Source organism: Thermomonospora umbrina, assembly GCF_003386555.1.
Classification (GTDB): domain Bacteria; phylum Actinomycetota; class Actinomycetes; order Streptosporangiales; family Streptosporangiaceae; genus Thermomonospora; species Thermomonospora umbrina.
Genome location: NZ_QTTT01000001.1, coordinates 3,991,615 through 4,012,092 on the forward strand (window position 1 = coordinate 3,991,615; position 20,478 = coordinate 4,012,092).

At 71.8% G+C, this 20,478-nt stretch carries 21 protein-coding genes; 17 read left to right on the forward strand and 4 right to left on the reverse strand.

Annotation, left to right across the window (positions count from 1 at the left end; all coding sequences use genetic code 11):
• Positions 1-94 precede the first annotated feature (94 nt).
• From rplM to glmM, 3 genes are all read left to right on the forward strand, one after another.
• On the forward strand, positions 95-538 hold the full coding sequence (rplM, locus tag DFJ69_RS17880) for a 50S ribosomal protein L13 (RefSeq protein ID WP_116023651.1): 444 nt from the start codon (positions 95-97) through the stop codon (positions 536-538).
• A 119-nt stretch (positions 539-657) separates the two neighbouring features.
• Complete coding sequence (gene rpsI / locus DFJ69_RS17885; protein ID WP_116023652.1) at positions 658-1,182, forward strand: 30S ribosomal protein S9; 525 nt, start codon at positions 658-660, stop codon at positions 1,180-1,182.
• Positions 1,183-1,417: 235 nt separating this feature from the next.
• The gene (gene glmM / locus DFJ69_RS17890; protein ID WP_116023653.1) at positions 1,418-2,755 is read left to right on the forward strand and encodes a phosphoglucosamine mutase; all 1,338 of its coding nucleotides are present in this window, start codon (positions 1,418-1,420) and stop codon (positions 2,753-2,755) included.
• Positions 2,756-2,764: 9 nt separating this feature from the next.
• Here the strand turns inward: glmM and DFJ69_RS17895 are convergent, their stop codons facing one another.
• Complete coding sequence (locus DFJ69_RS17895) at positions 2,765-3,424, reverse strand: HNH endonuclease family protein (protein WP_116023654.1); 660 nt, start codon at positions 3,422-3,424, stop codon at positions 2,765-2,767.
• 95 nt (positions 3,425-3,519) lie between these two features.
• Here DFJ69_RS17895 and DFJ69_RS17900 point away from each other — a divergent pair, with 95 nt between their 5' ends.
• From DFJ69_RS17900 to DFJ69_RS17940, 9 genes are all read left to right on the forward strand, one after another.
• Positions 3,520-4,473 carry a DUF389 domain-containing protein gene (locus tag DFJ69_RS17900; protein ID WP_116023655.1) on the forward strand — a complete coding sequence of 318 codons (954 nt, stop codon included), beginning with the start codon at positions 3,520-3,522 and terminating at the stop codon, positions 4,471-4,473.
• Positions 4,474-4,515: 42 nt separating this feature from the next.
• A complete protein-coding gene (locus DFJ69_RS17905) occupies positions 4,516-5,475 on the forward strand; it encodes an ABC transporter ATP-binding protein (RefSeq protein WP_116023656.1) in 960 nt (319 codons plus the stop codon).
• Between the two features lie 2 nt (positions 5,476-5,477).
• The gene (locus DFJ69_RS17910; RefSeq protein WP_170177704.1) at positions 5,478-6,368 is read left to right on the forward strand and encodes an ABC transporter permease; all 891 of its coding nucleotides are present in this window, start codon (positions 5,478-5,480) and stop codon (positions 6,366-6,368) included.
• Between the two features lie 115 nt (positions 6,369-6,483).
• The gene (locus DFJ69_RS17915; protein WP_116023657.1) at positions 6,484-7,395 is read left to right on the forward strand and encodes an ABC transporter ATP-binding protein; all 912 of its coding nucleotides are present in this window, start codon (positions 6,484-6,486) and stop codon (positions 7,393-7,395) included.
• Positions 7,396-7,426: 31 nt separating this feature from the next.
• Positions 7,427-8,149, forward strand: coding sequence for an ABC transporter permease (locus tag DFJ69_RS17920; RefSeq protein ID WP_116023658.1), 723 nt, complete (start codon positions 7,427-7,429; stop codon positions 8,147-8,149).
• Between the two features lie 401 nt (positions 8,150-8,550).
• Positions 8,551-10,401, forward strand: coding sequence for a glutamine--fructose-6-phosphate transaminase (isomerizing) (gene glmS / locus DFJ69_RS17925; protein ID WP_116023659.1), 1,851 nt, complete (start codon positions 8,551-8,553; stop codon positions 10,399-10,401).
• A gap of 50 nt (positions 10,402-10,451) precedes the next feature.
• Positions 10,452-11,393, forward strand: a complete 942-nt coding sequence (locus tag DFJ69_RS17930) for an ABC transporter ATP-binding protein (RefSeq protein WP_116023660.1) — start codon at positions 10,452-10,454, stop codon at positions 11,391-11,393.
• Positions 11,394-11,398: 5 nt separating this feature from the next.
• The gene (locus tag DFJ69_RS17935) at positions 11,399-12,376 is read left to right on the forward strand and encodes an ABC transporter permease (protein ID WP_116023661.1); all 978 of its coding nucleotides are present in this window, start codon (positions 11,399-11,401) and stop codon (positions 12,374-12,376) included.
• A 98-nt stretch (positions 12,377-12,474) separates the two neighbouring features.
• Complete coding sequence (locus DFJ69_RS17940; protein WP_116023662.1) at positions 12,475-13,893, forward strand: alkaline phosphatase PhoX; 1,419 nt, start codon at positions 12,475-12,477, stop codon at positions 13,891-13,893.
• On the opposite strand, the gene DFJ69_RS17945 is transcribed toward DFJ69_RS17940, so the two are convergent.
• The 3 genes from DFJ69_RS17945 to DFJ69_RS17955 form a co-directional block, all read right to left on the reverse strand.
• A complete protein-coding gene (locus DFJ69_RS17945) occupies positions 13,890-14,102 on the reverse strand; it encodes a DUF397 domain-containing protein (RefSeq protein WP_116023663.1) in 213 nt (70 codons plus the stop codon). The genes DFJ69_RS17940 and DFJ69_RS17945 overlap by 4 nt on opposite strands.
• A 292-nt stretch (positions 14,103-14,394) precedes the next feature.
• On the reverse strand, positions 14,395-14,601 hold the full coding sequence (locus DFJ69_RS17950) for a DUF397 domain-containing protein (protein WP_211328647.1): 207 nt from the start codon (positions 14,599-14,601) through the stop codon (positions 14,395-14,397).
• A gap of 45 nt (positions 14,602-14,646) precedes the next feature.
• Positions 14,647-15,519 carry a helix-turn-helix domain-containing protein gene (locus DFJ69_RS17955; RefSeq protein WP_116023665.1) on the reverse strand — a complete coding sequence of 291 codons (873 nt, stop codon included), beginning with the start codon at positions 15,517-15,519 and terminating at the stop codon, positions 14,647-14,649.
• Between the two features lie 301 nt (positions 15,520-15,820).
• Between DFJ69_RS17955 and DFJ69_RS17960 the strand changes: the two genes are divergently transcribed.
• From DFJ69_RS17960 to tsaE, 5 genes are read left to right on the forward strand one after another with little or no spacing between them, the layout of a single operon-like run.
• Positions 15,821-16,180, forward strand: coding sequence for a holo-ACP synthase (locus tag DFJ69_RS17960; RefSeq protein WP_116023666.1), 360 nt, complete (start codon positions 15,821-15,823; stop codon positions 16,178-16,180).
• Entirely contained in the window at positions 16,177-17,655 is a 1,479-nt protein-coding gene (locus DFJ69_RS17965; protein WP_116023667.1) for an NAD(P)H-hydrate dehydratase, read from the forward strand. Before DFJ69_RS17960 ends, DFJ69_RS17965 begins: the two co-directional genes overlap by 4 nt.
• A gap of 53 nt (positions 17,656-17,708) precedes the next feature.
• The gene (alr, locus tag DFJ69_RS17970; protein ID WP_116023668.1) at positions 17,709-18,845 is read left to right on the forward strand and encodes an alanine racemase; all 1,137 of its coding nucleotides are present in this window, start codon (positions 17,709-17,711) and stop codon (positions 18,843-18,845) included.
• Between the two features lie 31 nt (positions 18,846-18,876).
• A complete protein-coding gene (locus tag DFJ69_RS17975; protein ID WP_116023669.1) occupies positions 18,877-19,965 on the forward strand; it encodes an alpha/beta fold hydrolase in 1,089 nt (362 codons plus the stop codon).
• The gene (gene tsaE / locus DFJ69_RS17980; protein WP_116023670.1) at positions 19,962-20,450 is read left to right on the forward strand and encodes a tRNA (adenosine(37)-N6)-threonylcarbamoyltransferase complex ATPase subunit type 1 TsaE; all 489 of its coding nucleotides are present in this window, start codon (positions 19,962-19,964) and stop codon (positions 20,448-20,450) included. The genes DFJ69_RS17975 and tsaE overlap by 4 nt, the downstream gene beginning before the upstream one ends.
• The last annotated feature ends 28 nt before the right edge of the window (positions 20,451-20,478 follow it).

A 20,478-nucleotide genomic window follows, 5' to 3' on the forward strand; every position in this document is an offset into this window, starting at 1 on the left:
TGGCCCCGGCCTCCAGGGTGTCGCTTCGGACCGTCTCGATCCGGCCGGCGTGCCCCGGATCCTGTGAAGTCGACAAGAAACGAAGGCTACGACCGTGCGCACGTACACCCCGAAGCCCGCTGACGTGCAGCGTCAGTGGCACGTCATCGACGCGACCGATGTCGTGCTGGGTCGGCTCGCCAGTCAGGTCGCAATCCTGTTGAGGGGCAAGCACAAGCCCATCTACGCGCCCCACATGGACACCGGTGACTTCGTCGTCATCATCAACGCCGACAAGGTGGCGCTGTCGGGGAACAAGCTGGAGAAGAAGAAGGCGTACCGCCACTCCGGCTACCCGGGCGGCCTCCGCGCCGTCGCGTACAAGGACCTGCTGGCCAAGCACCCCGAGCGTGCGGTCGAGAAGGCCATCAAGGGCATGCTGCCCAAGAACACCCTCGGCCGGAAGATGTTCGGCAAGGTGAAGGTCTACGCCGGCCCGAACCACCCGCACCAGGCCCAGCAGCCGGTGCCCTTCGAGATCACTCAGGTCTCGCAGTAGGCGCGTAGCAGCGAGCACTCAGCACGCAACTCGTCGCACGACCCGGAAAAAGTGGCCGCCGGGGCACCCGACAGGCGAGGTCGGGCCCGCCGCCCCGGTCAGATGACCCTAGGAGAACAGTGGCCGAGAACAGCGGTATCGAGACGCCCGTCGAGGGCGCCGAGGTCGAGGAGTACCCCGAGGAGTTCTCGGGCGAGTACACCACCGAGACGCCCGAGACGTCCGAGTCGGCGGAGCTGGACGGTCGGCCGATCGCCACCGGCGCCGCGTCGGCCACCGGCCGCCGCAAGGAGGCCATCGCCCGCGTCCGGATCATGCCCGGCACCGGCAAGTGGACGATCAACGGCCGGACCCTGGACCAGTACTTCCCGAACAAGGTCCACCAGCAGATCGTCAACGAGCCGTTCGTGCAGCTCGGTGCCGAGGAGCAGTTCGACGTCATCGCCCGGGTGGCCGGCGGCGGCACCACCGGCCAGGCCGGCGCGCTGCGGATGGGCATCTCCCGCGCCCTGCAGATCGTCGACCCGGACCACCGCGGCGTGCTGAAGAAGGCCGGCTTCCTGACCCGTGACCCCCGGGTCAAGGAGCGGAAGAAGGCCGGTCTCAAGAAGGCCCGTAAGGCGCCGCAGTACAGCAAGCGCTGATCGCTCGCGTCCGCCGTTGCCGGTCTCGCTCGCCGTCGACACGGGGCATCGGCCCCGTGTCCGTCATGTTCGTGCGAAACGTTCCCTCACGGGTACGCGAACTGGCAGGGTGGGCCCGAGCGTCACAAGACCGCGTGGAGCCCGGACGGCTCCGCGCGGTCTTCGCTTTGGCAAGCGCAACGGCGGGCGCCCCGGCGAGGCCGGCGTCCAGAAGCCGACGGGTGGGGAGTGAACTGTGGGTCGACTGTTCGGAACCGATGGTGTGCGGGGTGTCGCGGGCCGCGACCTGACGGGGCGGCTGGCGATGGACCTGTCCGTCGCCGCGGCGCGGGTGCTCGGGGAGGCGGGGGCCTTCGAGGGCCACCGGCCGGTGGCGGTGGTCGGCCGGGACCCCCGGGCCTCGGGCGAGTTCCTGGAGGCGGCCGTGGTCGCCGGCCTGGCCGGGGCCGGCGTGGACGTGCTGCGCCTCGGCGTGCTGCCGACCCCGGCGGTGGCGTACCTGACCCACACGCTGGACGCCGACCTCGGGGTGATGCTGTCGGCGTCGCACAACCCGGCGCCCGACAACGGCATCAAGTTCTTCGACCGCAGCGGCCACAAGCTGGCCGACGAGATCGAGGACAGCATCGAGGCCCATCTCGGCGAGGACTGGGACGCCCCCACCGGCGCCGCCGTGGGCCGCGTCCGGGACGCGTACGGGGCCGTCGAGCAGTACGTGGCGCACCTGCTGTCCACCGTGCCGGTGTCGTTGGACGGGCTGCGCGTGGTGGTCGACTGCGCCCACGGGGCCGCCTCCTCGGTCGCGCCGGAGACGCTGCGCCGTGCGGGCGCCGAGGTCATCACCATCGGGAACGCTCCCGACGGCCTGAACATCAACGCCGGCTGCGGCTCCACCCATCTGGAGGCGCTGCGCGAGGAGGTCGTCCGGCAGGGCGCCGACGCGGGCATCGCCCACGACGGCGACGCCGACCGCTGCCTGGCGGTGACCGCGGGCGGCGAGGTCGTGGACGGCGACCAGATCATGGCCATCCTGGCGCTGGAGCTGCGGGAGACCGGACGACTCGCCCAGGACACCGTGGTCGCCACCGTGATGTCCAACCTGGGCTTCAAGATCGCGCTGCGCGAGGCCGGGATCGCCATGGTGGAGACCGCCGTGGGCGACCGCTACGTGCTGGAGGCCATGAAGGCCGGCGGCTACACCTTCGGCGGCGAGCAGTCCGGCCACGTCATCATGCTCGACCACGCCACCACCGGCGACGGGGTGCTGACCGGCCTGCACCTGCTGGCGGCGATGGCCCGCCGGGGCCGCAAGCTCGACGAGCTGGCCCAGGTCATGCACCGTCTGCCGCAGGTGCTGATCAACGTGCGCGGCGTGGACAAGGCGCGCGCCAAGACCTCCCCGGAGCTGGCCGCCGCGATCGCCGAGGCGGAGACCGGGCTCGGCGACGGCGGCCGGGTGCTGATCCGGCCCAGCGGCACCGAGCCCATGGTCCGCGTCATGGTCGAGGCCCCCACACCCGACCAGGCCCAGTCCGTCGCCGAACGCCTCGTCGAGGTCGTCCGTACGCTCTGACCCCGCCGTTCAGGGTCGGCAGCGGTCGAGGAAGCCGTTGAGTGCGTCGCGGTCGGCGCGGGTGATGGGCAGGTCGTAGCCGCGCGCCACCGCGATGTACTTGATCGCGTAGGTGCACTGGTACTCCTTGCGGGGCTTCCACTCGCCCGGACCGGAGTCGCCCTTCTGGCCGTTCACGACGCCCCAGACGGCGAGCAGGTTGCGGTGGTCGTTGGCGAAGCGCTCGCGGCGCGCCTCCGTCCACCCGGCGGCGCCCATCCGCCAGGACAGCGCCAGCGGGTAGAGGTGGTCGATCTGCACCTCGTCGGCGTCGGACTTGCTGAACATGATCCGCCTACCGGTGTACGGGTCGTCCAGGCGTCCGGAGACGACGACGCAGCGGTCCCGCCGGATGATGTCGCGCAGGTCGCGGGCGAGGACGTCGTTGCGCTGGTCGCAGCCGTTGTTGTCGATGTCCCGCCAGCGCTGCCCGTACTTCTCCCGCGCGTAGCCGGCGCCGCCGCCCTCGGTGGCGATGCGCAGCCGCGCCAGGTCCCGCCGTGCGGTGGAGCCGTCCGTGCTCCGACCGGAGGGGGGCGGGTCGTCCCCACCGCTGCCGATCTCGACACTGCAGGCGGACGCCGCGAGAACGGCGGCGACCGCGATGAGGCCCGGACGTCGGAACGTCATGCGTTCTCCATCCTGTTTTCCCTGCTCCTTGCCCGTACCCGCCACGGCCTTGGGGGAAGAGGACCTTCGGGGTAGAGATACGGCACCATGGCGGTGTGCTGCATCTGCGAGTGATCTCGCCCGCCGACCGTACCGACCGGGTCTGTGCCGTTCTGGAGGAGTGCCCGGGTGTGGCCAACCTGGTGGTGCTGCCGGGGGCGGCCCGGCGGCCGGCCGGGGACCTGGTCATGGGGGACGTGGCCCGCGAGTCGGCCGACGAGATCATCGAGGCGCTCCAGGAGTTGGACGTCGACCACGACGGGTCGATCTCGCTGGACGACACCGACGTGACGGTCTCGGACGCCGCCGACGAGGCCGAGAGGCGCGCCCCCGGGCACGGCGACGACGCGGTGATCTGGGAGGAGCTGGACGAGCGCACCATCGAGGACACCAGGCTGACCTGGGCGTTCGTGGTGTTCCTGGCGCTGGCCACCCAGCTCGCCGGGATCGCCGCGCTGACCGACTCGCCGATCCTGGTGGTGGGGGCGATGGTGCTGGGCCCGGAGTTCGGGGCCATCGCGGCGATCTGCTTCGGCGTGGTGTTCCGGGACGTGCGGCGGATCGGTCGGGCGCTGGGCACGCTGACCGTCGGCTTCGCGGTGGCGATCGCGGTCACCTACGTGTGCGCGCTGGTCAGCCGGTGGATCGGGGTGATCGAGCTGCACCAACTGCCGGCGTCGCGGCCGCTGACCCAGTTCATCTACACCCCCGATCGGTGGTCGTTCGTGGTGGCGCTGCTGGCCGGGGCGGCCGGGGTGCTGTCGCTGACGGCGGGCAAGTCGTCGGCGCTGGTCGGGGTGTTCATCTCGGTGACCACCGTGCCCGCGGCGGGCAACCTCGCGGTGGCGATGGCCCTGCGGCACTGGTCGGAGATCGACGGCTCGGTGCTCCAACTGCTGGTCAACCTGGCCGGGATGCTGCTGGCGGGGACGCTGACCCTGTTGGTGCAGCGCGGCGTGTGGCACATCGCCCGAAAGCGCCAGACAGCGGTACGGGCTCGTACGACTTGAGAGTGAAGACGCCGGTCGGGGCGTTCCACTAGGTTCTGGGGCATGCCGATCATCGCCACCCAGGGGCTGACGATGAGGTTCCCCGGAGTGACCGCTCTGGACGACCTCACGTTCGCCGTGGAAGCCGGTGTCGTCGGGCTGGTCGGCGCCAACGGCGCGGGCAAGTCGACGCTCATCAAGATCCTGCTGGGTCTGGTCCCCGCCTCCGCGGGGCAGGCCCGGGTGCTGGACCTCGACGTCGCGACCCAGGGCGAGTCGATCCGGGAGCGGGTGGGCTACATGCCCGAGTACGAGTGCCTGCCGCCGGACGTGTCGGCCACCGAGTTCGTGGTCCACATGGCGCGGATGACCGGCCTGCCGCCCGCCGCCGCCCGTGAGCGCGCCGCCGACACGCTGCGCCACGTCGGGCTGTACGAGGAGCGGTACCGGCCGATGGGCGGCTACTCCACCGGCATGCGGCAGCGGGTCAAGCTGGCGCAGGCGCTGGTGCACGACCCGCAACTGGTGTTCCTGGACGAGCCCACCAACGGGCTGGACCCGGCGGGCCGCGACGAGATGCTCGACCTGATCCGGCGGATCGGCGCCGAGTTCGGCATCAGCGTGCTCGTCACCTCGCATCTGCTGGGCGAGCTGGAGCGCAGTTGCGACCACGTGGTGATCATCGACGGCGGTCGGCTGCTGCGCTCTCAAGGGGTTGCGGCGTTCACCGCCGCCAGCGGGGTCCTGTCGGTCGAGGTCGAGGACGGCATGGACCCGCTCGGGCACCGGCTGGCCGCCGCCGGGCTGACGGTGCGCCCGGAGGGTCGGCTGCTGCTGGTGGACGTGGCGGGCGAGCACACCTACGACCTGATCAGGGACGCGGTGGTCGACCTGGAGCTGTGCCTGATCCGCATGGAGCAGCGCCGGCACCACATCGAGGAGGTCTTCGCGACGCCGCAGGCCCCTCAGGCCCCGCACCCCGGGCGCCCCGGGCAGGCCGTCGTCGGCGAAGGGACGTGGTGAGCATGGCGGGACCGGTGCGCACGGGCACCATCCACGACATCGGCTATCGGCACTACGAGGGCCGCCGGCTCGGCCGCGCGTACGTGCTGCGGTCGCTGTACGTCCACAACCTGCGGGCGGCGTGGGGCATCGGTCGTCCCGCCCGCGCCAAGGTGATGCCGTTCCTGCTGGCGGCGGTGATGCTGCTGCCGGCGGCGGCGGACGTGGCGAGCGTGGCGATCACCAAGGAGCCCGACCTGCTGTGGCCGTACCCGGCGTACGCCACGTACCTGCAGGTGGTGATCTCGATCTTCCTGGCCACCCAGGCGCCGGTGCTGGCCTCCCGGGAGCTGCGGTTCCACGTGGTGCCGCTGTACTTCTCCCGGCCCGTCGGCCACCTGGACTTCGTGCTCGCCAAGCTGGCGGCGATGGTGACCGCGCTGCTGACGCTGATGGTCGTCCCGGTCACCGTGCTGTACATCGGGGGGCTGGTCAACAAGGTGCCCGACTCCGGCGAGCACCTGCTGCGCTACCTGGGCGCGCTGGTCGGCTGTCTGCTGTACGCGCTGGTGCTGGGGTCGATCGGCCTGGTGGTGGCGGCCTTCACGCCCCGACGCGGCTTCGGCGTGACGGCGGTGATCGCCGTGCTCATGCTGAGCGCCGCCTTCGTGGTCATCGTGCAGGGCATCGCCGAGGAGCAGACCAACTTCACGTTCTCCGGATGGATGGGGCTGCTGGCCCCGTTCAACCTCGTCGACGCGGTGCAGGTGCGGCTGCTGGGCGCGGAGAGGGCCGCCGTGGCGGTGCCGCCGGCCCCGTTCGGCGGGCCCGTCGCGCTGCTGCTGTGCGCGGCGCTGATCCTCGGCTCGATCGCGATCCTGCACCGCCGTTTCCGGAAGGGGGCCGACCTGTGATCCGCCCATGGCCGCGCCTGCGGCACGTCGGGTCGCGGGGCTTCGGCTCCCGGCCCTCCCTCGTCGCCGCAGTCGCTTCGCCCCCTCCGCTCCTCAGCCCAGACCGGGAGGCCCCGTGACCGTGATTCGGCTGGAGAACGTGTCCCGCTGGTACGGGAACGTGGTGGCGGTCAACGGGGTGTCGATGACCATCGGCCCCGGGGTGACCGGCCTGCTGGGGCCCAACGGGGCGGGCAAGTCGACGCTCATCCACATGATGGGCGGGTTCCTGCCGGCGTCCTCCGGGACGGTCACGCTGGACGGCGAGCCGATCTGGAGCAACCCGGAGATCTACCGGCGGCTCGGGCTGGTGCCCGAGCGGGAGGCCGCGTACGACTTCCTGACCGGCAAGCAGTTCGTGCTGGCCATGGCCAAGCTGTTCAAGCTGCCCGACCCGGGGGCCGCGACCGCCCGCGCGCTGGCCCTGGTGGAGATGGAGTACGCCCAGGAGCGCGTGATCGGCAAGTACTCCAAGGGCATGAAGCAGCGGATCAAGATGGCGTCCGCGCTCGTTCACGACCCGCCCGTGCTGCTGCTCGACGAGCCGTTCAACGGGATGGACCCGCGTCAGCGCCTCCATCTGATGGACCTGATCCGGCGGATGGCCGCCGAGGGCCGCACCATCCTGTTCAGCTCCCACATCCTCGAGGAGGTCGAACGGGTCGCCGGGCACATCGAGGTCGTCGTGGCCGGCCGGCACGCCGCCTCCGGGGACTTCCGGGCGATCCGGCGGCTGATGAGCGACCGGCCGCACCAGTTCCTGGTGCGCTCGACCGACGACCGGGTCCTCGCGGCGGCGATCATCGCCGACGGGTCCGCCCGCGCCGTGGAGTTGACCGCCAAGGGTGTCCGGGTCGAGGCGGTGGACTTCCGCCGGTTCACCCGGCTGCTGCCCCGGCTGGCCCGCGACTCCGGGGTCCGGCTGTGGGAGGTCTCGCCTTCCGACGAGTCGCTGGAGAGCGTGTTCGCCTACCTGGTGGCCCGGTGACCGCGATGACGACGACCGACAGGAGGCGGCGATGAACACGACCATCGCCCTCATCACGCTCCGGGCCATGCTCGGTCGGCGGCGGGTGCTGCTGCTGTTCGCGCTGCCGATGCTGCTGCTGGTGCTGGCGGCGGGGCTGCGCATCGGCGACTTCAGCGACCTGGACGTCTCCGCCGGGGTGCTGCAGCAGTTCGCGCTCGCGACCCTGCTGCCGCTGCTGGCGCTGATCGCGGGCACCGGGGTGATCGGGCCGGAGATCGACGACGGTCAGATCATGTACATCCTGACCAAGCCGATCCCCCGGCACGTGGTGGTCCTCACGAAGCTGCTCGTCGCGAACCTGCTGGTCGTGGTGTTCGCCGTGATACCCACGCTGATGGCCGGCATGGTGATGAGCGGTACGACGGCCGGGGTCGGCGTCGCGTTCACCGTGGGGACGCTCGTCGCCGGGGTCGCGTACACCTCGGTGTTCGTGGCCTTGGCGGTGGCCAGCCGCAACGCGGTGACGATCGGGCTGCTGTACGCCCTGGTGTGGGAGTCGCTGCTGGGCAACTACGCACCCGGGGCCCGTTCGGCGTCCATCCAACAGTGGGGGCTGTCGATCACCGACGCGCTGACCTCGACGGCGGCGGTGGAGGCGAGCGTCCGGACCCCCGTCGCGGCACTGCTGCTGGCCACCGTCACCATCGGGGCCACCGCACTCGCCGCGATGCGGCTCCGCACCCTGTCGGTCGTCGGCGGCGAGTCCTCGTAACAACCCGGCAGGCACGAGGACCTCGGCCACCGAGGTTTGCCGACATGATCAAGGACCTTGGCCACCCAGGGGGTTGTCGACGGACCGAGGACCTCGGGCGCCAGGGGATGTCGACAAGACCGGGGACCTCGGCCGCCAAGGGGTGTCGACAAGACCAAGGATTTCGGCCACCAGGGTTGTCGACATGATCAAGGACCTTGGCCACCGGGGGGTTGTCGACAAGACCGAGGACATCAGCCAGTGGGGGTTTTGCCCGGTCCTTCAGGCGGGCGCCCCGGAGCGCTAGCGGAGGGGCGCCCGCCTGAAGATCTCCAAGACCGGGCGCGGGGGGTGTGGGGGGTCGCCCCCCCACAGAAGGCAAGAAGGTGTGGGGGGTCGTCGCCCCACAGTAAAGTACCTGCATGTGCGGAATCGTGGGCTACGTGGGCGCGAAGCCCGCGCTCGATGTCGTGATCGAAGGGCTCGCCCGGTTGGAGTACCGGGGGTACGACTCGGCCGGGGTCGCGATCCTGGCCGACGGCGGGCTGTCGACGGCGAAGCGGGCGGGCAAGCTGGTCAACCTGCGCAACGCGCTGGAGGAGGCCCCGCCGCCCGCCGGGACGGTCGGGATGGGCCACACGCGCTGGGCCACCCACGGGGCGCCCAACGACCGCAACGCGCACCCGCACGTGGACTGCACCGGCCGCGTCGCCGTGATCCACAACGGGATCATCGAGAACTTCGCCGCGCTCCGCGCCGAGCTGACCGAGCGGGGCCACGAGTTGGGCTCCGACACCGACACGGAGGTCGTCGCGCACCTGCTGGAGGAGGGGCTGCGCGAGGCCGGTGAGGGCGGGCTGCCCGAGGCGATGCGCCGGGTGTGCCGGATGCTGGAGGGCGCCTTCACGCTGGTCGCGGTGTACGCCGGGGACCCGGACGTGGTGGTCGGCGCCCGCCGCAACTCGCCGCTGGTCGTGGGGGTCGGCGAGGGGGAGAACTTCCTCGCCAGCGATGTCGCCGCGTTCATCGCCCACACCCGCGACGCCATCGAGCTGGGGCAGGACCAGGTCGTGGAGCTGCGCCGCGACGGGGTGACCGTCACCGACTTCGAGGGCAAGCCCGCCGAGGTCCACGAGTACCACGTCGACTGGGACGTCACCGCCGCCGAGAAGGGCGGCTACGACTACTTCATGCTCAAGGAGATCGCCGAGCAGCCCAGGGCCGTCGCCGACACGCTGCTGGGCCGGATCGGCACGGACGGCCGGCTGACGCTGGACGAGATGCGGATCACCGACGAGCAGCTCCGCGAGATCGACAAGATCATCATCGTGGCCTGCGGCACCTCGTACCATGCCGGGCTGATCGCCAAGTACGCCATCGAGCACTGGGCGGGGCTGCCCTGCGAGGTGGAGCTGGCCAGCGAGTTCCGCTACCGCGACCCGATCCTGACGCGCACCACGCTGGTCATCGCGATCTCCCAGTCCGGGGAGTCGATGGACACCCTGATGGCCGTTCGGCACGCCCGCGAGCAGCACGCGCCCGTGCTGTGCGTGTGCAACGTCAACGGCTCGACGATGCCCCGCGAGTGCGACGGCGTGCTCTACACCCACGCCGGGCCCGAGGTCGGGGTGGCCGCCACCAAGACGTTCCTCACCCAGCTCGTCGCCGTCTACCTGATCGCCCTCTACCTGGCGCAGGTGCGGGGCACCAAGTGGGGCGACGAGGTCTTCGCCATGGTGCAGTTGCTGGCCACCATGCCGGACAAGGTCGACAAGGTGCTGGAGACCATGGAGCCGGTCCGCGAGCTGGCCCGGTCGCTGGCGGGGGAGCGGTGCGTGCTGTTCCTGGGCCGCCACGTGGGCTTCCCGGTGGCTCTGGAGGGCGCGCTCAAGCTCAAGGAGCTGGCCTACATGCACGCCGAGGGCTTCGCGGCGGGCGAGTTGAAGCACGGTCCGATCGCGCTGATCGAGGAGGACCTGCCGGTCGTGGTGGTGGTGCCGCCGCGCGCCCGCGCGGTGCTGCACGACAAGATCGTCTCCAACATCCAGGAGATCCGCGCCCGGGGCGCCCGCACGATCGTGATCGCCGAGGACGGCGACGACTCGGTGGAGCCGTACTCCGACACGCTGATCCGGGTCCCGGCGGTGCCGACGCTGCTGCAGCCGTTGGTGGCGACGGTGCCGCTGCAGGTGTTCTCCTGTGAGCTGGCGGTGGCCAAGGGGCACGACGTCGACCAGCCCCGCAACCTCGCCAAGTCCGTCACGGTCGAGTAACACCGGGCATTTCGGGCAACCGCTCGGCGTCGGTCGCGCGTCCCAGTCGTGTGATCGTTACTGGAGCGGGCATCGAGGCGGCCGCTGTCACCCGGCGGTTCGGGTCCGTGGACGCGCTGCGCGGTGTCGACCTCACCGTCCCGTACGGCCAGGTGACCGCCCTGGTCGGCCCGAACGGGGCCGGTAAGACGACGTTGATGCTCGTCTTGGCGACGCTGCTGGCCCCGGACGGCGGGCGGGTACGGGTGGCCGGGCACGACGTCGCCGCAGACCCCGGGCGCGTCAGGGGCGCGCTGGGCTGGATGCCCGACGCCTTCGGCATGTACGACCACCTCACGGCGCGGGAGTACCTGGCCTTCTTCGCCGACGCGTACCTCCTCGACCGAGCCACCGGGCAGAAGCGCGTCACGGAGCTGCTGACGCTGTTCAGGCTGGAGGAGCACGCCGGGCAGCCGGTCCATGTACTGTCACGCGGTCAGAAGCAGCGGCTGGGGCTGGCCCGTGCCCTGGTCCACTCGCCCACGGTGCTGCTCCTGGACGAGCCCGCCTCCGGCATGGATCCGAGGTCGCGGGCCGAGTTGCGCGACATCCTGCGCGGGCTGGCCGCCGACGGGGTGGCGGTGTTGGTGTCGAGCCACATCCTGACCGAGCTGGAGGAGATCGCCGACCGGGTCGTTCTCATCAACCACGGACGGGTGGTCGGCGAGCACACGATGGCGGAGTTGGCCGGGCTCGGCCCCGATGTCGACGCCCGAGGGACCTGGCGGATCAGGGCCCTGCGTCCCGACGTGCTCATCGAGGTCCTGGAGGGGCGTGACGGGCTGTCGGCCCGGCCGATGCCCGCCGGCGCGGAGGTGGGTCCGCTGTCGGAGGACGAGGCCGCCGACCTGCTCGCCGCGCTGGTCGCGGCGGAAGCGCGGGTGGTGGCGTTCGAGCCGGTGGGCGGCGGCCTCGAGGCGGCGTTCCTGGCGATGACCCGAGAGGAACGGTGAGCCGGATGAGCCTTCGCGGGATCGGGTTGGTGGCCGGGCAGGAGATGCGGACCAGGCTCCGCGCCGGGCGTTGGCGTTGGCTGCTGGGCGTGTGGTTCGTGGTCGCGTCGGCGCTCGCGGCGCTGTTCCGGTGGGCGTTGGAGGCGGAGGACAGCGTCAATCCGGCGGTGTCGATGTTCGGCGGCGTGATGCTGTTCGTGCTGCTGTTGACCCTGCTCGTCGCGCCGGCGTTGACCGCTCAGTCGATCAACGGGGATCGGGAGCGGGGCACGTTGGCGACCCTGCAGCTCACCCGGCTGAGCGCGGCCGACATCGTTCTCGGCAAGCTGCTGGCGGCCTGGGGTGTGGGTCTGGTCGTGCTGGGGGTGACGCTGCCGATCGCGGCCTGGCCCGTGCTGGAGGGCGCCATCGGGGTGGGGCGGGCCGTGGTCGTCACGCTCGTGGTGGCGCTGCTGATCGGTGTGGTGTGCGTGGTGTCGATGGCGTTGTCGGCGCTGGTCACGCGCAGCATCACCTCGGCGCTGCTGTCGTACCTGACGGTCTTCGCGCTGATGGCGGGGACGCCGTTGCTGTACTTCCTGGCGCTGCCTCTCACGACGGTCACCGTCTATGAGGAGTCCGTCGGAGAGGTGATCCACTACGAGGAGGATCGGTCGGAGCGGATCTGGTGGCTGCTCGCACCCAATCCGTTCGTGGTGTTGGCCGACGCCGCCCCGCGGCTGCCCAAGAAGATGCGGGTCGTGGACGGCTACGAGCGCGAGCCGTTCGACCCGCTCGGCGACATCGGCCACGCCGTGCGCGAGGCCCGCGAGGGCACCTACGGAGACGCGTACATCGGCGAGAGGCCGATGAAGGAGCCGGGGCCGGTGTGGACGTACGGGCTGGCGTTCGACCTGGTGCTGGCCGGCGGGGCCGTGTGGATCACGACACGGCGGCTGCGTACACCGGCGCACAAGATTTCGCGAGGTGTTCGCATCGCATGATGGCGGCATGGGATTTTGGGCAGACACTGCCTAGGACGTCCGGGTGAACAATAGGTAGATTCGGGCATCGCTCTCCCTCACGCAAGGATGCACCGGGCATGGAACGACGCCGTTTTCTCTCCCGCAGCGCCGCGGTCGCCGCCGGCACGGCCCTGGCCGCCGGCCCGTTCCAGGGGGTGGCCGCACGGGCGGAGCACGGCGGTGGCAGAGGTCGGGGCTATGGCCCGCTCAAGCCGGTGCCCGACGCTCGTGACGGCGCGGTGCGGCTGCATCTGCCCGAGGGGTTCCGGTACCGCTCGTTCAACCCGGCGGGGTCGCCGTTGAGCGACGGGACCGCGACGCCGGGGCGGCACGACGGGATGGCGGCGTTCCGGGGGCCGCGCGGCTCGGTGGTCCTCGTCCGCAACCACGAGGTCAACGGGCCGGTCGGCGCGTTCGGCGACCCGGCGACCGCGTACGACCGGGCGGCGGGCGGCGGCACCTGCACGGTGCGCGTCACCCCGCACGGCGAGGTGCTGGGAGCGCACGTCAGCCTGAACGGCACCCAGATGAACTGTTCCGGCGGGGCCATGCCGTGGGGCAGTTGGATCACCTGCGAGGAGACCGTCAACGGCCCCGACGTGGGCGACGACTTCACCGGCGCCGACAACACCCTGCTCGAACAGAAGCACGGCTACGTCTTCGAGGTCCCCGTGCACGGACGCGGTCGGGCGCGTCCGATCCGGTCGGCGGGCCGGTTCGCGCACGAGGCGGCGGCGTTCGACGCCCGGAGCGGCGCGGTCTACCTGACCGAGGACAACTTCGGCTTCCCCTCGGGCCTCTACCGCTACCTCCCGCCCCGGCATCCGATGGACGCGGGTCGTCTCCTCGACGGCGGGCGGCTCCAGATGCTGGCGGTGAAGGGACGGCCCGGCGCCGACCTGTCGGTGGGGCAGCCCAAGGGGGCGGTGTACGCGACCACGTGGGTCGACATCGACGACCCCGACCCCACGTTCACCGGCAGGCCCGCCAACGACGTGGCCATCCAGGCGGTCGGCGCCCAGGGGCGGGAGCGCGGGGCCGCGGTGTTCTCCCGCCTGGAGGGCGCGGTCGTCCACCGCGGCGTGGTCTACTTCGTCTCCACGCAGGGCGGCGCGCCGGTGACCCAGCCGCCGCCGTCCGGGTTCGGCGACGGGCGCGGCCAGGTCTGGGCGTACGACACCCGCGGCGGTCGGCTGCGGCTCGTGGTGGAGTCGCCCGGCGACGTCCGCCTCGACCTGCCCGACAACATCACCCACGGTCCGCGCGGCACGCTGGTGCTGTGCGAGGACGGCGACGGCGACAACCTGATGCGCGGCCTCACCCTGCGCGGCGAGCTGTTCGACTTCGCCCGGCTGGAGCCGGTGGCGGGCGACTCCGGTGCGGAGTTCGCCGGGTCGACGTTCGCGCCCGGCGGCGACACCCTGTTCGTGAACGTCCAGTCCAGGGCCGGTCTGAGCTTCGCGATCCGGGGGCCGTGGCGCCGGGGGCCGTTCTAGCGGGGGTGCCGGGAGAGGTCTCCCGCGACGACCCTGGCCACCAGCGCCCGCCAGGCGAATGCCGGCACCCCGAGCGTCGGCCCGGTATCGCCCTGTTTGGCGTCCCGCACGCCCAGGTGCGCGTCCGACAGCCTGGCGACCTCCACGCAGGAGCCGCTGGGGCCGCAGTGCGTGCTCCTCCGCCAGACGGGGGGTCGATCGGAGTTCATGGGTACCTCTCGGATCCGGTGGTGTGCCCGCGTGGGGCGGTTCCGTTTTTTTCGGAACGGTAACAGGAACCGAGCACGTAGAAAATGCCGTAAGCCGTGGAGATATCCCGTTGATCTGATCTCGGACCGCCCACCCGGGCCGAATAATCTTCACCGGCGGAGCACGATGCGCCGCAGGGTGCTCATTCGGCCCGGGGGGTTGCGGATCGGACGCCGATGTCGACGACCGATCTCTCGTCATACGGGAACGGTGATCCGCGAAGAGCGTGAATGGATCATCGCGTTCCGGGGATCACACGTCTCCAGTCCTGATCCGGTGGGTGAAGGACCGCCACTCGTCGGGGGTGAAACGGATCACCGGGCTCGCCTCGCCCTGCTTGCCGTCGCGGGCGCCGACCCGGTCATCGGTGATCCGGGCCACCTCGACGCAGGTGTTGTTGGCGTGGCACGCCTTGCGCCAGGCCGCCGCCGGAAAGTGAAAAGACCGTGCTCTATCCACGTGCATCCATCCTTTTGGTTCGGTGCCGTACGTGCGGTGGCCGGCTCAGCCGTGCCACCGTTCCCGGGCGATCTGAGCGATGCGCTCCAGCGACTCCTCGTCGTCGAGGGTCTGCCGGGACAGGCTCTCCCACGCCAGCCGATAGCTGTGCGTCACGGATTCGTGCTGTGACTGCGTGGCGGTGAGGCTTTCCGTGTGTACCACGTCCGGGAAAGTCACATCGTAGGCCGGGGAGAATTCCAGAAGGATGAACGACTCGCCCACGATGGGCTGGTGCAATGCGTCAAAGGGCAGGATACGGACATCCACATTCGGAAGAAGGGCGGTGTCCAGAAGTCGGGACAGTTGTCCGCGCATCGTGGCGCGGTCGCCGACGCGGCGGAGCAGGACCGATTCGTCCAAGACCACGGAGAGGTTCAGCGGGCCGGGTCGGGTCAGCAGTTCTTGACGGCGCATCCGCACCTCGACCCGGCGGGCGATGGCCTGCGGGGTGATGGTGGCGATGGCGTTCCAGCCCTGGATCACGTGCCGGGCGTAGTCCTCGGTCTGCAGCAGGCCCGGCATGACCTGGCTCTCGCACTGCAGCGCCGAGTCGGCCTCGTCCTCCAGCGCGACGAAGGCGGCGTAGTCGGCGGGGATGTCGCTGTACTGGGCCCACCAGCCGCGGCGGCCGGCCTCCTCGGCCAGCGCCAGCACCTCGCCGACGTGGGAGACGTCGACCTTGTAGAGCTCCAGCAGCCGGTGCACGTCGGACACCCGGGTGCCGATGCGGGCGTTCTCGACCCGGCTGACCTTGGACGGCGACCAGCCCAGCGTCTCGGCGACCCCGTCACCGGTCAGACCCCGTTCCTCCCGGAGTCGCCGCAGCTCGGCGCCCAACCGCCGCATGCGGACGGTGGGGGCCCGCGATGTCGCCATCGCTCCTCCGTCCGGTCGGGCATACTGCTGTTCGCGATCCCCGTCGTGAACCCGCCCGGACGCCCGAAGGGCCGCTGCCCGAGGTCGTCTGCATCAGGCGGTGCATATTGCAGCGTCACCCTACACCACCCCACGGTCGAGTCATGACCGTTCTTTGGAATGGTCATGACGTTCCACTGATACCATTTCGGACCGAATTTCCGATTTCGGGTGACCGGAGCGGGAACGGGTGCGGACCGTCATGGCAGGCTTGGCGGACCGGGGCCCGGGGCCGGGCCCGAACGGGCATGGGAGGTGAGCGATGATCGTGGGCGTGGGCATCGACGTCGTGGACATCGCCAGGTTCGGGGCGGCGCTGGAACGCACGCCCGGCCTGCTGACCCGGCTGTTCACCGAGGCCGAACGGCCGCTGGCGGTACGGTCGCTGGCCGCCCGGTTCGCCGCCAAGGAGGCCCTCGCCAAGGCCCTCGGCGCACCCCCCGGACTGCTGTGGACCGACGCGGAGATCCGGCGGGCCGCCGACGGCAGGCCCAGCCTCCACGTCCGCGGCACGATCGCCGCCGTCGCCGAGGACCGCGGGGTCAGCCGCTGGCATGTCTCGCTGAGCCACGACGGGGGTATCGCCACCGCGTTCCTGATCGCGGAGGCGGCGAACACATGAGGTACGCGCACGAGGTCGGCAAGGTCCGGGCCGCCGAACAGGCCCTGATGGCCCGGTTGCCCGAGGGCACGCTGATGCGGCGGGCGGCGGCCGGCCTGGCCTCCGCCTGCGCCCGCCTGTTGCCCCACGTCTACGGGGCGCGGGTGGTCCTGCTGGTCGGCGGAGGCGACAACGGCGGCGACGCCCTGTACGCGGGGGCCCGCCTCGCCCGACGCGGGGCCGCGGTCGAGGCCGTCCTCGCGTCCGCCAAGGCCCACCCGGGAGGACTCGCGGAGCTGCGGGCCGCCGGGGGCCGCGTGGTGAACGACGCCGAGCGCGCCCTCGACACGGCCGACCTGGTGATCGACGGGCTGACCGGCATCGGAGGGGCCGGCGGGCTGCGCGAGCCGTACGCCGCGCTGGCCCGCCGCACCGCGCACGTCGAGGGTGTCGTGGTGGCCTGCGACGTCCCCAGCGGCGTGGACGCGGGCTCCGGACGGGTCGACGGGGCCGCCGTGCGCGCCGACTTCACGGTCACGTTCGGCACCTACAAGCCGGGCCTGCTGATCGACCCCGGCGCCGCCCATTGCGGGGTGATCGAGCTGGTCGACATCGGGTTGGGCCGCGACCTGCCCGATCCCGACGTCGTGTCGCCCTGGCCGGAGGATCTGGGAGTTCCCCGGCCGGAGCCGGAGTCCGACAAGTACCGGCGCGGGGTCGTGGGCGTCCTGGCGGGCAGCGAACGCTTCACCGGGGCCGCCGTGCTCTCGGTCGGCGGCGCGGTGCACGGCGGGGCGGGCATGGTCCGGTTCGCCTCCGCGGCCCGACCGGTGGAGCTGATCCGCCAACGGTGGCCCGAGGCGGTCACCACGGTCATCGACCCACGTCCCAGCGCCCTCGAACGGATCGGTCGGGTCCAGGCGTGGGTGGTCGGCCCCGGCCTCGGCACCGATCGCGGGGCCGAGACGCTGATCGAGGCGGTCCTGCGCACCAAGCTGCCGGTGCTGGTGGACGCCGACGGTCTCACCGTCCTGTCCCGCCGCCGCGACCTGCTGTACCGCGAGGCCCCCACCGTCCTCACCCCGCACGCCGGGGAGCTGGCCCGGCTGCTGGGTGGGGGCGTCACGCGCGAGGAGATCGAGGCCCGGCGGCTGGAGTTCGTACGGCGGGCGGCGACCGAATTGGCGGCGACGGTGCTGCTCAAGGGCTCCACCACGCTGATCGCCGAGGAGGACCGCCCGGTCCGGGTCAACCCCACCGGCACCCCCTGGCTGGCCACCGCGGGCACCGGCGATGTGCTGTCCGGCCTGGCGGGGGCGCTGCTGGCGGCCGGCATGTCCGCGATCGACGCGGCCACGGCGGGCGCGTACCTGCACGGTCTCGCCGCCCGGATCGCCGCCGGCGACCCCATCGACCCCGCACCGGGCCTCGAGGCGCCGATCAGCGCGTACGACGTCGTTACCGCGCTCCCCGCCGCGTTCCGTACCCTGGCCTGACCTGGGGCCGATGTCGTCCCGGGCAAGGGACTGGGGCGGCAGACTTGGTACTCATGAGCGAGCCGGTAGAGGCCAGGGTGGACCTCGACGCCATCCGCGCCAACGTCGCGCTGCTGCGCGGGCGGGCGGCGGGCGCCGAGGTGATGGCGATGGTGAAGGCCGAGGGCTACGGGCACGGCCTGGTCGAGGCCGCCCGCGCCGCGCTCGACGGCGGCGCCACCTGGATCGGCGTGGCCCGGGTGTCGGAGGCGCTGCGGCTGCGCGCCGCCGGGGTCACCGTGCCGATCCTGTCGGCCGTCACCACGCCCGGCGAGCCGTACGAGGACGCGGTGGCCGCCGGGGTGGATATCACGGTCGGGTCGCCCCTGCTGGTCGAACGCCTGGTGACGGCGGCCGAGGCGACGGGACGGGCGGCGCGCGTCCACCTGAAGGCCGACACCGGGCTGTCGCGCGGCGGGGCCACCCCCGCCGACTGGCCCGCCACCGTGGAGGCCGCGCTGGCCGCGCAGGCGGCCGGTCACGTCGAGGTGGTGGGTCTGATGTCCCACTTCGCGTGCGCCGACGAGCCCAGCCACCCCTCGGTCGGACGACAGTTGGCGGTCTTCCGCGACGCGGTCGACCATGCGGAGAAGGCGGGGGCGCGCCCTCAGGTGCGCCATCTGTCCAACTCTGCGGGCCTGCTGACGCTCCCGGAGGCGCGGTACGACCTCGTACGGCCCGGCATCGCCGTCTACGGGCTGTCGCCGATCCCGGCGGAGGGCACGTTCGGGCTGCGTCCGGCGATGACGCTGGTCGCAGAGCTGGCCGGGGTCAAGCGCGTCCCGGCGGGCAGCGGCGTGTCGTACGGACACACCTATGTCACCCCTCGGGAGACGACACTGGGGCTGGTCGCGGCCGGTTACGGGGACGGCGTCCCCCGGCACGGATCCGGTCTGCTGGACGTTCTCGTAGACGGACGGCGGTACCGGATCGCCGGTCGGGTGTGCATGGACCAGTTCGTGGTCGACCTGGGGGAGCACGACCCGCGGCCGGGGGGCGAGGTGCTGCTGTTCGGCCCCGGCGACCGGGGCGAGCCCACCGCGCAGGACTGGGCGGACACGATCGGCACCATCTCGTACGAGATCGTCACCCGCATCGGGGCCCGCGTCCCCCGGGTGTACACGGGCGCCAGCGCGGACGTCGACGAATGAGCGCGAACGAAAGCGGACGAAGGGGCCGTGGATGGACGGTAGGAACAGGCGTCGCCTCGGCATCGCCGGAGCGATCGCCGGGGCCGGCGCGGCGGGCGTGGGCATCGCGGTCGGCGTCCGCAGGTTCGTCGTGGGCCGCGAGCGCTTCCGCCCCGATCCCGAGGCGGACGAGCCGTTCGGCGGGCTGCGCGGCCGTTCCCTCACGGTCCTCGCCGACGATGGTCTGCCCCTGCACGTCGAGATCGACGAGCCGCCCGGCGAGGGCGCGCCGCTGACGGTGGTGTTCTGCCACGGCTACTGCCTCAACCTGGACGGGTGGCACTACCAGCGGCGCGACGTCCCCAAGTCGGCCGGGCCGGTGCGGATGGTGTTCTGGGACCAGCGCAGCCACGGCCGGTCCGGGCGCAGCCGGCCCGCCCACGCCACCATCGACCGGACCGGCGAGGACCTGTACGCGGTGCTGCGGGCGACGACCGCGCCCGGCGACCCGGTGGTGCTGGTCGGGCATTCGATGGGCGGCATGTCGATCATGGCGCTGGCCGACCGGCGGCCCGAGGAGTTCGGCGACCGGGTGGTCGCGGCGGCGCTGATCAACACCTCCGGCGGGCACCTGGCCGAGATGACGCTGGGCCTGCCGATGGCGGTGGCCCGGCTGGTGCAGCCGCTGGCCCCCGGGGTGATCCGGGGCCTGGGCAGCCGTCCCCGCCTGGTCGACCGGGGCCGGTCGCTGGGGGCGGACGTGGCGTTCATGGTGACCCGTCGGATGGCGTTCGCGGACCGGTACGTGAGCCCCTCGGTCGTGGACTTCCTGGAGCAGATGATCAGGTCCACGCCGATCGACGTGATCGCCGAGTTCTACCCGTCGTTGATGTCCCACGACAAGGAGGCCGCGATGGCCGCGCTCGGCCGGGTGCCGGTGCTGGTGATGGCCGCGGGCCGCGACAACCTGACCCCGGCCGCCCACGGCCGCCGGCTGGCCGAGGCGCTCCCGGACGCGGAGCTGGTCGAGGTCGAGGAGGCCGGCCACGTGCTGCCGCTGGAGCATCCGGGTGTGGTCACCGGAGGTCTCCGCCGTCTGATCGAACGAGTCCGTCCCCTCGCCGAGGAGCGTTCAGCATGAGCACGACCATCACCCTCCCCGTCCCCACCGCCGCGGACATGGGGGAGCTGGGGCGGCGACTGGCGGCGGTGCTGCGGGCCGGCGACCTGGTGGTGCTGTCGGGCGGGTTGGGCGCGGGCAAGACCACCCTGACCCAGGGCCTCGGCGCGGGGCTGCGGGTGCGGGGGCCGATCACCTCGCCCACGTTCGTGATCGCCCGGGTGCATCCCGCGCTGGGCGACGGGCCCGCACTGGTCCATGTGGACGCCTACCGGCTGGGCGGTTTCGCGGAGCTCGACGACCTGGATCTGGACACCTCGCTCGCCGAGTCGGTGACGGTCGTGGAATGGGGCGAGGGCCTCGCGGAGGAACTTTCCGAAGACCGTCTCGAAGTGGTGATTTTTCGCGGAGATGCGGACACTGAAGAACGCACCGTAAAGGTCACCGGTATCGGGGCGCGATGGGCCGGTCTGGCCGAGGTGCTGGACCGATCCAGCAAGTCCTGATCTTTTTCCCGCGGAGTCGATGGACCGA